Below are 13,212 nucleotides of genomic sequence, written 5' to 3'. Positions count from 1 at the left end.
GGGCCCTTCAGGTTTCATCTTTCGTTTCAGCGAGGAAATCGCCGAGGCGGTCGAGCCGACGCTCCCAGGCGAGCCGCCGTTCGTTGATCCAGTGCTCGGCCGCCCGAAGCGCCTGCGGCTCGATCCGGCAGGTCCGCACCCGGCCAAGCTTTTCGGTCCGCACCAGGCCGCTTGCCTCGAGCACGTTGAGATGCTGGACGACGGCCGACAACGACATCGCCAGCGGTTCAGCCAGCTGGCTGACCGACGCCGGCCCGCGCGACAGACGGTCCACCATCTGCCGCCGCGCCGGATCGGCGAGCGCCTGGAACATCAGGTCGAGCTGGGCGGGATCATGGAGCATCTCGCTCTAGCCGTTATTGTACGGAAAGAGCTTGAAGTAAGGTCCCGCTTCCTCGATCACCCGGGCGAAGGACGGGCGCGCGAGCAGCCGGTCGTGGTAGCGTTTCAAGGCCGGGAATTTTTCGCCGAACGGCTCGACCTTGTTGGCGTAGAACAGCGCCGGCGAGGCGGCGCAGTCGGCCATGGTGAAGCTTTCGCCTACGGCCCACGTTCTTGCCGCCATCTCCTCTTCGACAATGGCGTAGGAGTTACGCAGTTGCGCGCGGGCCTCCTCGACCCCGAACGGATCGGTCTTGTCCGTCGGCCGCAGCCTGTCGCCGACGATCTTCTGCATCGGATGCTGCACGTAGAAATCGTAGAAGCGGTCGGCCTGGCGGACCTGCAGGGCGAGATCGATATCGGCGGGAATGAGCTCGACCGGCCCGGGGTAATGCGCGGCGAGATATTCGACGACGATAGTCGATTCCAGCACCGTGCGGTCCCGCGCATCGTCCCGCAGCGCCGGCATCTTGCCGGTCGGCGACACCTTCAGGAAGGCGGCGCGGGAAGCCTCGTCGCCGAGGTCGACAATGACCGGCTCGAACGGCGTGTCGTTCTCGTAAAGCGCGATCAGCGGCTTCCAGCAGAACGAGGCCAGCGGGTGGAAATGCAGCGTCAGGGACATTCCGGCTCTCTTTCGCATTCGGGTAATCGGATCGATACTGAAGTAACTACTTCACTATTGTTGCGGACGGTTCGAGTCAAGCCGGCGTCTTGTCGGCGCTAGCCGTGTGTGGCGATGGCCTCGATGATCTGCGACCAGTCGTTGCGGTGCAGTTCGTGGCCGCCGCCTTCGACCTTGACCAGCCTTGCGCCGGGAACAGCCTTGGCGAGCGCTTCGCCATGTTCGATCGGGAAGAGCGGATCGGCGGTACCGTGGATGACGAGCAACGGGACGCGCAGATCCCGCACCGTGCGCTGCGGGCCGCCGCCTTTGAGCAGGAAATGGTTGGTCGCGCTGGCGAGACCGCCGGAGCGGTCGTAATCCTCCTCGATCATCTTGCGCGTCCGCTTCTCGTCGAACGGATGGCGTGTGCTGGCAATCGCGCGGGCGTCCTTGACCATGAAGTCGAGCACCTGCTCCCGTTTCGACCAGTCGACATTGCCGCCTTCGGCCGAGTGCACTTTGTAAGCCTCGGTCGTTCCGGGCAGGGCGGACGTATCGACGCCGAGCGGCGAACAGGAGATCACGGTGAGCGCGCTGACGCGTTCGGGATATTTCAGCGCCACGCTTTGCGCGAGCATGCCGCCCATCGACATGCCGGCGACATGCGCCCTGGCGATGCCACGGTCGTCAAGCACGCGCATGGCGTCGTCCACCATGTCCTCGAACGTATACGGCGGCGCGCCGGGCGGATATTTCGTCGACAGGCCGGTGTCGCGGTTGTCGTAGCGGATGACGAAGCGGCCACGCTCGGCAAGTTGCCGGCAGAAGGCTTCCGGCCACCACAGCATCGAGGCCATGGCGCCCATGATCAAAAGGATCGGCGGATCTTTCGGACTGCCGAAGCTTTCCGAAACGATGTCGGGGCGCTGCGCTGCGTTGGTCATCTGCTCCTCCTATCCGATTGCATTTTGCAATCAGTTGCACGATAATCAAACCGATATCATAATGCAACTGGTTTTTCTGGAGAGTACCATGAGCATCGACCGTCGGTCCGGCTGCCCGATCAATCTGTCGCTCGAAGTCTTTGGCGACCGCTGGAGCCTGATCATCCTGCGCGACATGATCTTCGGCGGCCGGCGCCATTTCCGCGAGTTGCTCAACGGCTCGCTGGAAGGCATCGCCTCCAACATCCTGGCTGACCGGCTGAAACGGCTGATGGAGCTCGGCCTGCTGACCAAGGCCGACGACCCCAGCCACAAGCAGAAGGCGATCTATAGCCTCACCGAGATGGCGATTACGCTGGTCCCCATCATGGCGCAGCTCGGCGCCTGGGGACGCGTCTGGCTGCCGGTCACCGAAGAATTGTCGATCCGCGCCGAGCTGCTCGAAAAGGGCGGCCCGCCGCTATGGGAGCAATTCATGGACGAACTGCGCCATGAGCATCTCGGTGCGCCGTCGAAGACGGCGCCAGGCACGCCAACCGTGCGCCAGCAACTGCGGGCTGCCTACGAGGAAGTGGTCGCACGAAAGGCTGAGGCCGTCACGGCGTGAACACCGCCTATAGCCACAGCGCTGTGGGATGTGCCGAGATTCAGGTCAGGGCGAGTCGAGAACGATGGCTTCCGAGAACCGGAGCGGAGCGTGCTTTACGCACGTGAGCACCGGAAGCGCAGGAAGCCGTCGTTCGCAGGCCGGCCTCACCTGAATATCGGCACACCCCTCAGTTTAGGTTGATATCCCGGCTGGCCGACCGCATCGACACCGAGAAGCCGGCCAGCACGTCGAACAGCGCGATGATCATCAGCGTGAAGAACACCGAATGCGCCGCGCCCTTCACCAGCAGGAATTCCACCAGGAAGGCGACGAAGACCAGCGTCGACAAAAGATGATCCAGGATCGAGGCATTGGTCGTGCGCACCGATTTCGAGATCTCGACGAACAGGAAAATCAGGCCGATCAGCACCATCAGGCCGCCCAGCGTCATCGAGAACACGCCGCCCGACATCATGCGGAAGGAGAACATCTCGGTCATCCACGGATCGTCGCCGCCGCCGAACAATCCCAGCAGGCCGAGATTGTAAAGGACGAAGGGCACGATCAGCAGCGGAACAGCACCGAACATCTGGGCGACTCCAATGGGGCACCCTTTTGTAAAATCCGCGGCAAGCGCGCCGTCAAGGCTTTTCGCAGGCGCTGGCGAACACGCTGTAAGACCTAATGAAATAACGATGTCAGCCGGTTGCCCGGCTTTTCTGCAGGCTGCGCGACTCAAGGCCTCCATCGATCAGGGCCAGACGCAAAAAGACCGGCCAAAGGCCGGTCTTTTGAAGACGTCAGGAACCCTTGGAAGCTTCTCAGCTTTCCTTCGGCTCCAGAACCTGGCGGCCACGATACATGCCGGTCTTCAGGTCGATGTGGTGCGGGCGGCGCATTTCGCCGGAATTCTTGTCCTCGACATAGGTCGGGGCCTTGAGGGCGTCGGCCGAGCGGCGCATGCCGCGCTTCGACGGAGAGGTTTTTCTTTTTGGAACGGCCATGGATATGCTCCACTACATGGTCAAAATGCCCCGGCAACCCTCGCGAAAGGGCCGCATCGAGGCCATAATCTGAGAAAGTCGGGTGCCTATACACGCCTTGCGCCGTTTTGGCCAGCGCTGGCCGCGAATTTTTTTGAGCCGGCGACGCTTCGTCCTAATCCAGGCACCCGACATAAGCGCCTGACCTGCTCGCGCGCCGCTCGATCAGCGAGGCCAGCCGTCGCAATCCCGGACCCGGCCTGGCCGGATTGCGCGCGATCGGATTGGGCAGGCTGACGGCAAGCAGCGCCGCCTGCCTTCGCGACAATTGCTTGGCCGAGACGCCGAAATGGTGCTGGGCGGCGGCCTCGATGCCGTAGATGCCCGGCCCCCATTCGGCGATGTTGAGATAGATCTCCATGATCCGCCGCTTCGACATCACCGCGTCGAAATAGACGGCCAGCGGCAGCTCGACCATCTTGCGCACGCTGCCCAGCGGCCGCGACCACAGAAAAAGGTTCTTCACCGTCTGCATGGTGATGGTGGAGGCGCCGCGCGTCGCCTCGCCGGCCAGCGCGTCGTCGACCACGCCGCGCAATTCGCCGAGATCGACGCCGCGATGGAAACAGAACTGCCCGTCCTCCGACATGATCACCGAATGCGCCAGCACCGGCGCCACGTCGTCGATCGACACCCAGCGCCGGTCGTAGCCGGAAAAAGTCACGAGATCCTTCAGCATCAGCGTCGAGACCGGATGCACGAAGGACGGCAGGTAGAGGAAGGTGAGCACGACCGGGATCGCCGCCAGCACGAGCGCGACGACCAGGCAGCGCCGGGCGATGCGCTTCACACCGGCGCGGTTCAGGCGCCGACGCCGCGCCATGCCCAGCCCTTCGCTTCCATGTTCGACGATCGGTTCCGTCAAGCCGTCCCACCCGTGCCTCGCCCCCATCGGCATAAAGGCGCGCGCCTGCTTGCGCAATGTCTGAGTGTCGGCTACCGCTCCCGGCCATGAGCAAAGACGACCAGATCGCCTTCGAAACCGCGCTTTTTAAGCGCGCCGCGACCGTCGAGACCGAGCTGCGCCGGATCCTCGACGCGCGTCCGCTTTCGGGCGAGATCGCGCGGCCGGAGCGCCTGATGGCGGCGATGCGTCACGGCGTGCTCAACGGCGGCAAGCGGCTGCGGCCTTTTCTGGTCGTGGAAAGTGCAGCTCTTTTCTCCGCCGATGGCGAGGCGGCGCTCCGCGTCGCGGCGGCGCTCGAATGCGTGCATTGCTATTCGCTGATCCATGACGATCTGCCTTCCATGGACGACGATGATCTGCGCCGCGGACAGCCGACGGTGCACAAGGCCTTCGACGAGGCGACCGCGATCCTCGCCGGCGATGCGCTTTTGACTTTGGCCTTCGACATCATCGCCGACGAGGCGACGTTGCTGCCGGCGGAGCGCCGCGCCGCCTTGGTCCTCGCACTTGCCCGCGCTGCCGGCGCCGGGGGCATGGTCGGCGGTCAGACGCTCGATCTCGAGGCCGAACGCAAACGGCCGGACGAAGCCGGCATCATCACCTTGCAGGCGATGAAGACCGGCGCACTGATACGCTTCGCCTGCGAGGCCGGCGCGATCCTTGCCGGAGCGCCGCCCGCCGACCGCGAGAGGCTGGCGGAGTTCGGCTCGGCAATCGGCCTTGCCTTCCAGCTCGCCGACGACCTGCTCGATCTGACGGCCGACGCTGTTCAGATGGGCAAGGCCACCAACAAGGATGCCGCCGCCGGCAAGGCAACGCTTGCTTCGCTGCACGGCCCCGACTGGGCGCGCGGCCAGCTCCACGGCCTGATCGAACAGGCGCATGCGCTGCTCGGCCCCTATGGCGAAGCGGCTGAGCTGCTCAAGCAAGCGGCGACCTTCGTGGCGACGCGCAGCAACTGAACGGTGGCGCAGGCGGGCGGCCAATGCCGGCCCGGCACTGATCCTCACCGCCTCAGTGAAAATGCGTGATGCGCGTTCCAGGAAGCGTGGCCGCGAAGCGAGCCGCCGGCTCTGCGCGTGGGGGCCGACAAAGGCTCGGATTGTTCGCTCTATCCGAATACTGCTGTCGATGGCCGGGTGATTATCCCGCATCCGCGGCAGTCTATATCCGCTCCAGGACAACGAACGGAGATCGGTCCGGTCGACGACGCCTCGCGGGCGGTCTGCACCCGGAGTCGTGAAATCCAACCCGAAAGGAACCTGGAAATGCCCTTTGCCAACTTCAAGATGCCCGAGGCCGCCCTCACGAAAGCGCAGAAGGAAGACCTCGTCCACAAGACGACGCAGATGTTCGTCGACTATTTCGGCGAAGGTGTACGCCCCTACACCATGGTGCTGATCGAAGAAGTTCCCGACGGAGGCTATGGCCGTGCCGACGAGGTTTTCATTCTTCCCGACGCTTACCGGGCCAACGATGCCTGATTTGAACAGGCAGGCGGCTTGCCAAACGGCGCGCCGGGGGCGTGAGCAGTTCCTTCACGCGCTCGAATAGTTCTGGTGATGCCCATCCATTCGTGCAAGATCGCCAACTGACAAATGCCGGAGGATGCCGGGAACCGATGCTCAAGCTGCAAGCCTGGCTGGCCGATTATTGGGTCATTGGTGCAGGATTCATGGCGGCATCGCTTATAGCGGCCGCGCCGGTCGTATCGCTTCCGCTGCCGGTATTCCTGATCTTCCTGCACAGCCCGTTTTACATGGCCCATCAGGTCGAAGAGCACACCGGCGACCGATTCCGCAAATTCGCGAACGAAAATGTCTTCGGCGGCCGTGACGCCCTTACCGTCGCCTCGGTTCTCGTCATCAACCTGCCGTTTGTCTGGGGCATCAACCTGCTGGCTCTTTATGCGGCATTCCTGTGGGGACCCGCTTGGGGCCTGATTGCCCCTTATCTCATGATCGTGAACGCGCTCGCGCACCTCGTCACATCGGCGCGGCTTGGCAAATACAATCCCGGCCTCGTCACCAGCGTCATTTTGTTTTTGCCACTGGGCGTCGTCACGATCTGGATGATCGGCCGGACGGGAGGTCTTGTCCCGCAATTGATCGGTGCAGCTCTGGCGATCCTGCTTCACCTGGCGATCATTGCGGTGGTGACTGTTCGATACCGCTCTGTCGTCGTCACCTCATAGCATCTGCGGCGACGTCATCAGTCTTGATCCCCGGCAAGACGGCCCTTTGTCCTCAACGGCACCACTTTTGCGCTGGCCGGCTGTTCCGGCTCCGCGCCCTGCGCGGCGGCTGCCATATCGGCCCGCGGCAGATAGATCGTCACCGTCGTGCCCTTGCCGACTTCGCTGTCAACCGTGACCGCGCCGCCGGACTGCTGCGCGAAACCGTAGACCTGTGCGAGGCCGAGGCCTGTACCCTTCTCGGGCCCTTTGGTCGTGAAGAACGGTTCGAAAACCTGTGGAACCACGTCCGGCGCAATGCCGATGCCTGTATCGGCCACCCGTAACGCGACGAATTCACCTTGCAGGCCGGCTGCGTTATCGCCGCCCGACAACAGCATGTTCTCCGCCGTGATCGTTACCAGGCCACCGTCAGGCATGGCGTCCCGTGCGTTGAAGGCAATGTTGACGAGACCAAGTTCCAGTTCGCCGGGGTCGACCTTCACTGGCCAGGTTTCGGGTCCGACGGCGGCGACCAATTTCACCGATTTGCGCATGGAGCCTGCTATCATTGCGCGAACGGCTTCCACGCGCTCCGCCAGCGAGACGACCTCGGCGCGGGCCGCCTGCTTGCGCGAGAAGGCCAGCAACTGGCGTGTCAATGCGGCGCCGCGCTGGAGTGCAAGTTCCACGGATTCGGTCGCCCGCTTCATTTCAGGATCGGCGCCGACTTTCTTTCCCAGTCGAACAAAGCTTTCGACCACCGTCAGGAGGTTGTTGAAATCATGCACGATGCTGCCGGTCAGTTGACCGAGCGCATCCATTTTCTGGGCATGAACGCGTTGCGCTTGCGCCTGCCGCAGTGCGATCTCCGCATCGCGTCGATCGGTGATGTCGCGCGTAATCTTGGCGAAACCGATCAGCTCTCCTTGCTCGTCGCGGATCGGATCGATCACGACATTCGCCCAGAACAGCGTTCCATCCTTACGGACGCGATGGCCTTCGGTTTCGAAGCGTCCATCCCGTGTTGCCGTATAGAGCGCGCGGCCAGGTAAACCGGCGGCGCGGTCATGCTCGGTATAAAAACGTGAGAAGTGCTGGCCGATGATTTCTTCGGCCGCATAGCCCTTGATGCGCTCCGCGCCGGCATTCCAGCTGGTCACCAGCCCGTTCGGATCCAACATGAAAAGTGCATAGTCGGTCACGCCGCTCACCAGAAGGCGGAACTGGCGCTCGCTTTGACGCAAGGCTTCATGCGCTGCACGGCGTTCGGTGATGTCGCGCGTGACCTTGGCGAATCCTTCGAGCTGGCCTGCGTCGTTATGGATCGGGGTAACGACAACCGATGCCCAGAAACGGCTGCCATCCTTGCGTACGCGCCAACCCTCGCCTTCATATCGCCCGTTCTGCACGGCTGCTTCAAGGACGCGGAGCGGCGTGCCTTTTGCGCGTTCTTCGCGAGTGTAGAATTTGGAGAAATGTTGGCCCACGATTTCCTCGGCAGCATAGCCTTTCAGCCGCTCGGCGCCAGCGTTCCAATTGGTGACCATGCCGCTTGGATCGAGCATGTAGATGGCATAGTCGGTCACGCCGTCGACAAGGATGCGGAAGCGCCGCTCGCTCTGCAGCAGCGACTCATGCGCGGCGACGCGCTCCGTGATGTCCCGCGTGATCTTCGCGTAACCCAAAAGAACGCCGTTGCGGTCCAGTACCCGTTGGACAAGGCTGCTCGACCAGAACCTGGTTCCGTCCTTGCGCATCCGCCAGCCTTCGGCCTCGTATCTCCCCTCCGCCTTTGCCGCGGCAAGCATCCTGCTCGGGACGCCCTTCGCCTGATCTTCGGCTGTGAAAAATCGGGAAAAATGCTGCCCCAGGACTTCCGAAGCCGCGTAGCCCTCTATCTTCTCGGCGCCGGCATTCCAGCTGGTGATGAAGCCATCTGCGTCGAGGGTGTAGATCGCGTAGTCGGCAACAGCGTCGATGAAGAGTTCGAGGCGGCGGCTGTCGGAAAGATGTTGCGCGTCGGCTGTGGTCAGTGGCATTGTCGAACCTACGCTACGCTCGCTTTAAGCAGTTCGTCCGGTGACACTTCTGCAACATAAGCGTGTCTATCCTGCATAGCAACGAGCTTGGACCAATGGCGATATATTCATCCGCTCTCGCAGCCAATCTCAGAAACCCGGGCCATCTGTACAGCTTTGCTCCGGAAAACGAGCCTGGAGACGACGAGGAAAATCCCGTCTCTCACGAACTCGGCTCTGCCGAGCATGACGAACTCCCATATAGGGTCGAGTTGTGGAACGCCGCCAAGAATGCCGTCGAACAAGTCCTCGCTGTCACGGCAAATGCCAGCATCGGCTACGCTGCCTATTATGCGGCGACGCGTGAGCATCCGGACCGCTACGTCACCTTGCGGCATAAGAACAATTTTGTTTCGAGATGGAACGGCCCGACGAATTAGGCAGAGGCCGGTCTATGACACGGAGCGCCAACTCTTTCCGTTCGGCCGAAGCGCTGCCCTACCGCATCGAACTCTGGCGGGCCGACAGCCATGAGATCATCGAACGGGTTCTCGCACGCGCCGTTACGGCCCAGCTTGCCCGCGCCATTTTTCAAGCCGCAAGAGACGAGCATCCTCAACGGCGGATCACGCTGCGCAAGGGAAACCGTATCCTCTCCGATACGACGGATTGACGATCTGCCGCCCGGTTTCAAAGCGCTGCCCGGAAGTCCAGTGCGCTTAGCCTGTCTGTCGCGGACAGCGATACGTCGCCTCTGTATCAAAAGCTGCGACAAGGCCAGCCTCCCTCCAACGAAATCTTAATGTAAATCGAGCGTAATCCCGGCCATTAAAATTGTGCGTATGTGTTGGGGTTGCGCATGCCGGAATATTCTTCCTTCCTCCGGTCGATCCGGATCCGCTACATTTCGGGATTGCTTGTCTTCGCGCTGGCTTCGGCCGCCGTCATGTTCGCGCTCAATCGTGTGAATTCATACCGTCACGAGGTTGATGCCCTCAGCGGCAATTTCGTCATCTTCGCCCGCGACCTGCGCAACGCCACCAATTTCGCCGAGACCACCGGCACCGCATGGCGCAGCGAGACGCGCGATGCGTTGGCGACCGCCGCGCGCGGCCATTCCGAACGCCTGATGGGCGAGATCGGGATCCTGAACGCCCAGCTTGCCGCGATCAGGCCGCGCCTGTCGAAGAACACGGTCAACGCGCTGGACACCGCTTCGGTCAACGGCGACCTGTTCTGGTCGGCGCGTGACATGGTGCGCAACTTCAACCTGATGGCGGTCGCCCAGAAGGCCGACGAGTGGAGCTACCGCGAGATCCGCAACCAGAACGATCTTTTCGCCCAGCCGATGCTGGTGAAGGTGCGCACCGCGCTCGACGAGGAGCGCCGCCTCGCCGATGCTTCCAGCGACCGGCTGCTCCTGTGGGCGAGCGGCCTTTTATTCGCCGTGCTCGCCATCGCGGCGTTTCTGATCTTCCGGCCGATGGAGAATGCGATCCGGCGCGCCTTCGCCGAGACCGCTGCATCTTTGTTCAAGGCCGAGGCCGCCGACCGCGCCAAGTCCGAATTCCTCGCCAATATGAGCCATGAGATCCGCACGCCGATGAACGGTGTGCTCGGCATGGCCGAGCTGCTCGCGAAGACGGAGCTGACGCCGCGCCAGAAGACCTTCACCGACGTCATCGTCAAATCCGGCAACGCGCTGCTCACCATCATCAACGACATCCTCGATTTCTCCAAGATCAATGCCGGCCAGCTGACGCTCGACCCCGCTCCCTTCCGCCTGGCGGAAGCGGTCGAGGACGTGGCGACGTTGGTGTCGGCGCGCGTTGCCGAAAAGAACCTCGAACTCATCGTACGCGTCGACCCGCGCCTGCCGGCCTTCGTCGTCGGCGACGCCGGGCGCTTCCGTCAGATCGTCACCAACCTGCTCGGCAACGCCGTGAAGTTCACCGAGAAGGGCCATGTTCTGGTCGATGTCGGCGGCGATGCCGTCGATGGCGTGGTCCAGCTCAAGGTCCGTGTCGAGGATACCGGCATCGGCATCCCGGCCGAAAAACTGCAAAACGTGTTCGAGAAATTTGCCCAGGTCGACGGCTCCTCGACCCGCCGCCATGAGGGCACCGGGCTTGGCCTGGCGATCGCGGCTCGTCTCGTCGATCTGATGGGCGGCAAGATCGGCATCGAGAGCGAGATCGGCCGCGGTTCCGTGTTCTGGTTCGCCGTGCCGCTGCCGGCGCATGACCAGCAGTCGCGCGACAAGCTCGTGCCGGTCGACGTCACCGGCGCCCGGGTGCTGGTCATCGACGACAATCCGGTCAACCGCGAGATCCTGCTGGAGCAGCTCAGGAGCTGGAGCTTCGACTGCGCGGCCGCAGAAAGCGGCGCCGTCGGCCTCGCCTTCCTCGACCGCGCCTGCCAGCTCGGCGCCTCGGTCGACTGCATCATCCTCGATTACCAGATGCCCGGCATGAACGGCGCCGATGTCGCGAGAGCCATCGCCGCCGACAGCCGGCTTTGCTCCATTCCGGTCGTGCTGCTCACCTCGGTCGACCAGGTCGATTTCGGCAGGATGGTCATCGATTTCGGCATCGTCGCCCATCTCACCAAGCCGGCGCGTTCGGCGGTGCTGCTGGGCACCGTGATCTCCGCCATCCAGAAGGCGCGCACGCAAGGCGCCAAGGCGCATTTCGTGCGCGAGCCGGTCGCGGCGCAGGCGGCCCCGCCGACCTTGACCGTCATCCGCGGCCCGTCGGTGCCCGTGCCGGCGGCGCCGGAATCGACGGCCGCGCCGAGCGGCCCGATCGATATCCTGATCGCCGAGGACAATGACGTGAACCAGCTGGTCTTCGGCCAGATCCTCAACGGCTTCGGTCTCAGCTACCGCATAGCCGGCAATGGCCGCACGGCTGTCGAGATGTACCGCTCGCTGCGCCCCCGCTTGGTGCTGATGGACGTCTCGATGCCGGAGATGAACGGTTATGAGGCGACCCGCGCCATCCGCGCCATCGAAGCGCAGACCGGCGATCACACGCCGATCATCGGCGTCACCGCGCATGCGCTGAAGGGCGACCGGGAAAAATGCATCGAGGCCGGCATGGACGACTACCTGCCGAAACCGGTCTCGCCCGACCGCCTTGGCGCCAAGATCGGCACTTGGCTCAGCGAGACGGTGGCGGCGAAGACGGCTTAAGCGTTTTGCCGAACGAGGACGGCTCTCGATAAAGATCGACTGCCGAGTTCCCGCCAACCCCCTCTGTTCCGCCGACTCTGAACCAGCTCTTTTCGAGCTTTCAGCCCCGCCGGAACGGATAGAGGAATTGCCGCCAATATCCTTTCGGCACCGGATGGCCGTGAATGCCGTAGCCCTTCGGCCAGCGTCCCTCGGGCAGATGATAGGTGCCGAACAGCCGGTCGAGCAGCGGGAAATGGATGGCGAAATTGACGTCGATCGCCTCTTTCTCGAGGCCGTGATGCCAATGATGGAAGCGCGGCGACACGAGTACTTTTTCGACCGGACCGAAACTGGTTCCGATGTTGGAATGGATGAAGGACGAATAGACGTAGACGATCAGGATATAGGTCTGGATCGCCGATTCATCGAAGCCGAGCACGAACATCGGCGTCGCCGTCAGGCTGCGAAGAACGATGATTTCCAGGAAATGCATCCGTGCGCCGGCAATCCAGTCCATCGACTTGGCCGAATGATGCACGGCATGAAAATTCCACAGGAACGGGATGCGATGGAAGGCCCGGTGTACCCAATATTGGGCAAGATCGGTCAGGAACATCACCGCCAGCAGTTGCACGATCCAGGGCAGATCGTGGACCCAGGCGCGCACCGAACCGAGGCCGGCTTGCGCATTGACGAAATTGGACGGCGCAAGCGTCAGGTAGGTCAATATCTGCACCAGCAGCGACGAGACCAGGTAATAGAAAAGGTCCTCGCGCCATTCGTCGCGGAACACGGTCTGGCTCATGTTGCGGGCAAAAATGCGTTCGAGCGGGACGAACAGCACGCCCATGAACAGGACATTGAGAATGAAGAAATCAAGGCCGAAGAACACGCCGTCGACATGCAACTCGTGACGCACCGGGAGCATGCCGATGAGCGAGGCCAACAGCACCGTGACCATAGCCGCCACGCCGAGCGTCTTTTCCCTGCGCAGCATCATGCTCAGGATGGCCAGGACATAGCCCGAGATCAGCACGAAATAGAGGACCGGCTTGAAGAACAGCATCTGGTGGATCGGAGCAAGGTCCGGCATCGAGGTCAGCGATGGATAGCGCAACACGATGACCATCAAGAGGGCGGTGATGCCCGCAAGCAATGCGATCGAACCGGACAGCCAGCCGGACCCGAACGGCCGCTTGGTGCGCGGTGTTTCGAGCTCACCGATAACCCTTTTAAGGAAATTCCCCTCCGGCATGATGCTCCCCCCATGTGATCCGAATAAAAATGCGCCCTGGAAATACTGAACCCGCTCTTACTATGGCAAAGCGCATTAAGATTTAATCGCCACCGCCCTGACAAGCGGATTCTCCTC

15 protein-coding genes are annotated in these 13,212 nt (G+C 62.5%); 7 read left to right on the top strand and 8 right to left on the bottom strand.

Annotation, left to right across the window (positions count from 1 at the left end; genetic code table 11):
* Window positions 1-7 precede the first annotated feature (7 nt).
* The 3 genes from LB565_RS26335 to LB565_RS26325 all read right to left on the bottom strand — a co-directional run bounded on the left by LB565_RS26335 (window position 8) and on the right by LB565_RS26325 (window position 1,932).
* Window positions 8-343, bottom strand: a complete 336-nt coding sequence (locus LB565_RS26335; RefSeq protein ID WP_095767344.1) for an ArsR/SmtB family transcription factor — start codon at window positions 341-343, stop codon at window positions 8-10.
* A 6-nt stretch (window positions 344-349) separates the two neighbouring features.
* Entirely contained in the window at window positions 350-1,006 is a 657-nt protein-coding gene (locus LB565_RS26330) for a glutathione S-transferase family protein (protein ID WP_224589034.1), read from the bottom strand.
* A 98-nt stretch (window positions 1,007-1,104) separates the two neighbouring features.
* Window positions 1,105-1,932, bottom strand: coding sequence for an alpha/beta fold hydrolase (locus tag LB565_RS26325; protein ID WP_224589033.1), 828 nt, complete (start codon window positions 1,930-1,932; stop codon window positions 1,105-1,107).
* A gap of 88 nt (window positions 1,933-2,020) precedes the next feature.
* Between LB565_RS26325 and LB565_RS26320 the strand changes: the two genes are divergently transcribed.
* On the top strand, window positions 2,021-2,539 hold the full coding sequence (locus LB565_RS26320) for a winged helix-turn-helix transcriptional regulator (protein ID WP_224589032.1): 519 nt from the start codon (window positions 2,021-2,023) through the stop codon (window positions 2,537-2,539).
* 169 nt (window positions 2,540-2,708) lie between these two features.
* Here LB565_RS26320 and LB565_RS26315 read toward each other — a convergent pair whose 3' ends face one another.
* The 3 genes from LB565_RS26315 to LB565_RS26305 form a co-directional block, all read right to left on the bottom strand.
* Window positions 2,709-3,110, bottom strand: coding sequence for a hypothetical protein (locus LB565_RS26315; RefSeq protein ID WP_224589031.1), 402 nt, complete (start codon window positions 3,108-3,110; stop codon window positions 2,709-2,711).
* A 232-nt stretch (window positions 3,111-3,342) separates the two neighbouring features.
* A complete protein-coding gene (gene rpmF / locus LB565_RS26310; protein ID WP_006203806.1) occupies window positions 3,343-3,525 on the bottom strand; it encodes a 50S ribosomal protein L32 in 183 nt (60 codons plus the stop codon).
* 154 nt (window positions 3,526-3,679) lie between these two features.
* Complete coding sequence (locus LB565_RS26305; protein ID WP_224589064.1) at window positions 3,680-4,387, bottom strand: transglycosylase domain-containing protein; 708 nt, start codon at window positions 4,385-4,387, stop codon at window positions 3,680-3,682.
* A gap of 128 nt (window positions 4,388-4,515) precedes the next feature.
* On the opposite strand from LB565_RS26305, the gene LB565_RS26300 reads away from it, so the two are divergent.
* From LB565_RS26300 to LB565_RS26290, 3 genes are all read left to right on the top strand, one after another.
* A complete protein-coding gene (locus tag LB565_RS26300) occupies window positions 4,516-5,433 on the top strand; it encodes a polyprenyl synthetase family protein (protein ID WP_224589030.1) in 918 nt (305 codons plus the stop codon).
* A gap of 306 nt (window positions 5,434-5,739) precedes the next feature.
* On the top strand, window positions 5,740-5,955 hold the full coding sequence (locus tag LB565_RS26295) for a tautomerase family protein (protein WP_140752813.1): 216 nt from the start codon (window positions 5,740-5,742) through the stop codon (window positions 5,953-5,955).
* 137 nt (window positions 5,956-6,092) lie between these two features.
* Entirely contained in the window at window positions 6,093-6,665 is a 573-nt protein-coding gene (locus LB565_RS26290; protein ID WP_224589029.1) for an HXXEE domain-containing protein, read from the top strand.
* 17 nt (window positions 6,666-6,682) lie between these two features.
* Here the strand turns inward: LB565_RS26290 and LB565_RS26285 are convergent, their stop codons facing one another.
* Complete coding sequence (locus LB565_RS26285) at window positions 6,683-8,686, bottom strand: PAS domain-containing sensor histidine kinase (protein WP_224589028.1); 2,004 nt, start codon at window positions 8,684-8,686, stop codon at window positions 6,683-6,685.
* 62 nt (window positions 8,687-8,748) lie between these two features.
* Here LB565_RS26285 and LB565_RS26280 point away from each other — a divergent pair, with 62 nt between their 5' ends.
* The 3 genes from LB565_RS26280 (at window position 8,749) to LB565_RS26270 (ending at window position 11,858) form a co-directional block, all read left to right on the top strand.
* Window positions 8,749-9,105: a hypothetical protein gene (locus LB565_RS26280; RefSeq protein WP_224589027.1), complete on the top strand. Its 357-nt coding sequence runs from the start codon at window positions 8,749-8,751 to the stop codon at window positions 9,103-9,105.
* 14 nt (window positions 9,106-9,119) lie between these two features.
* Window positions 9,120-9,338 carry a hypothetical protein gene (locus LB565_RS26275; RefSeq protein WP_224589026.1) on the top strand — a complete coding sequence of 73 codons (219 nt, stop codon included), beginning with the start codon at window positions 9,120-9,122 and terminating at the stop codon, window positions 9,336-9,338.
* Between the two features lie 186 nt (window positions 9,339-9,524).
* Window positions 9,525-11,858: a response regulator gene (locus LB565_RS26270; protein WP_224589025.1), complete on the top strand. Its 2,334-nt coding sequence runs from the start codon at window positions 9,525-9,527 to the stop codon at window positions 11,856-11,858.
* A 100-nt stretch (window positions 11,859-11,958) separates the two neighbouring features.
* On the opposite strand, the gene LB565_RS26265 is transcribed toward LB565_RS26270, so the two are convergent.
* A complete protein-coding gene (locus LB565_RS26265) occupies window positions 11,959-13,095 on the bottom strand; it encodes a sterol desaturase family protein (RefSeq protein ID WP_224589024.1) in 1,137 nt (378 codons plus the stop codon).
* Between the last annotated feature and the right edge of the window lie 117 nt (window positions 13,096-13,212).

Source organism: Mesorhizobium sp. CA14 (assembly GCF_020165195.1).
GTDB lineage: Bacteria > Pseudomonadota > Alphaproteobacteria > Rhizobiales > Rhizobiaceae > Mesorhizobium.
Note: the sequence above shows the minus strand (reverse complement) of the source record. Positions and strands in the feature narration are given on the sequence as shown.

Coding starts and splice junctions, on each gene's coding strand:
- LB565_RS26295 (WP_140752813.1), top strand. CDS start 5,740: ATGCCCTTTGCCAACTTCAAGATGCCCGAGGCCGCCCTCACGAAAGCG.
- LB565_RS26300 (WP_224589030.1), top strand. CDS start 4,516: ATGAGCAAAGACGACCAGATCGCCTTCGAAACCGCGCTTTTTAAGCGC.
- LB565_RS26315 (WP_224589031.1), bottom strand. CDS start 3,110: ATGTTCGGTGCTGTTCCGCTGCTGATCGTGCCCTTCGTCCTTTACAAT.
- LB565_RS26325 (WP_224589033.1), bottom strand. CDS start 1,932: ATGACCAACGCAGCGCAGCGCCCCGACATCGTTTCGGAAAGCTTCGGC.
- LB565_RS26270 (WP_224589025.1), top strand. CDS start 9,525: ATGCCGGAATATTCTTCCTTCCTCCGGTCGATCCGGATCCGCTACATT.
- LB565_RS26285 (WP_224589028.1), bottom strand. CDS start 8,686: ATGCCACTGACCACAGCCGACGCGCAACATCTTTCCGACAGCCGCCGC.
- LB565_RS26275 (WP_224589026.1), top strand. CDS start 9,120: ATGACACGGAGCGCCAACTCTTTCCGTTCGGCCGAAGCGCTGCCCTAC.
- LB565_RS26305 (WP_224589064.1), bottom strand. CDS start 4,387: ATGGCGCGGCGTCGGCGCCTGAACCGCGCCGGTGTGAAGCGCATCGCC.
- LB565_RS26320 (WP_224589032.1), top strand. CDS start 2,021: ATGAGCATCGACCGTCGGTCCGGCTGCCCGATCAATCTGTCGCTCGAA.
- LB565_RS26290 (WP_224589029.1), top strand. CDS start 6,093: ATGCTCAAGCTGCAAGCCTGGCTGGCCGATTATTGGGTCATTGGTGCA.
- LB565_RS26335 (WP_095767344.1), bottom strand. CDS start 343: ATGCTCCATGATCCCGCCCAGCTCGACCTGATGTTCCAGGCGCTCGCC.
- rpmF (WP_006203806.1), bottom strand. CDS start 3,525: ATGGCCGTTCCAAAAAGAAAAACCTCTCCGTCGAAGCGCGGCATGCGC.
- LB565_RS26265 (WP_224589024.1), bottom strand. CDS start 13,095: ATGCCGGAGGGGAATTTCCTTAAAAGGGTTATCGGTGAGCTCGAAACA.
- LB565_RS26330 (WP_224589034.1), bottom strand. CDS start 1,006: ATGTCCCTGACGCTGCATTTCCACCCGCTGGCCTCGTTCTGCTGGAAG.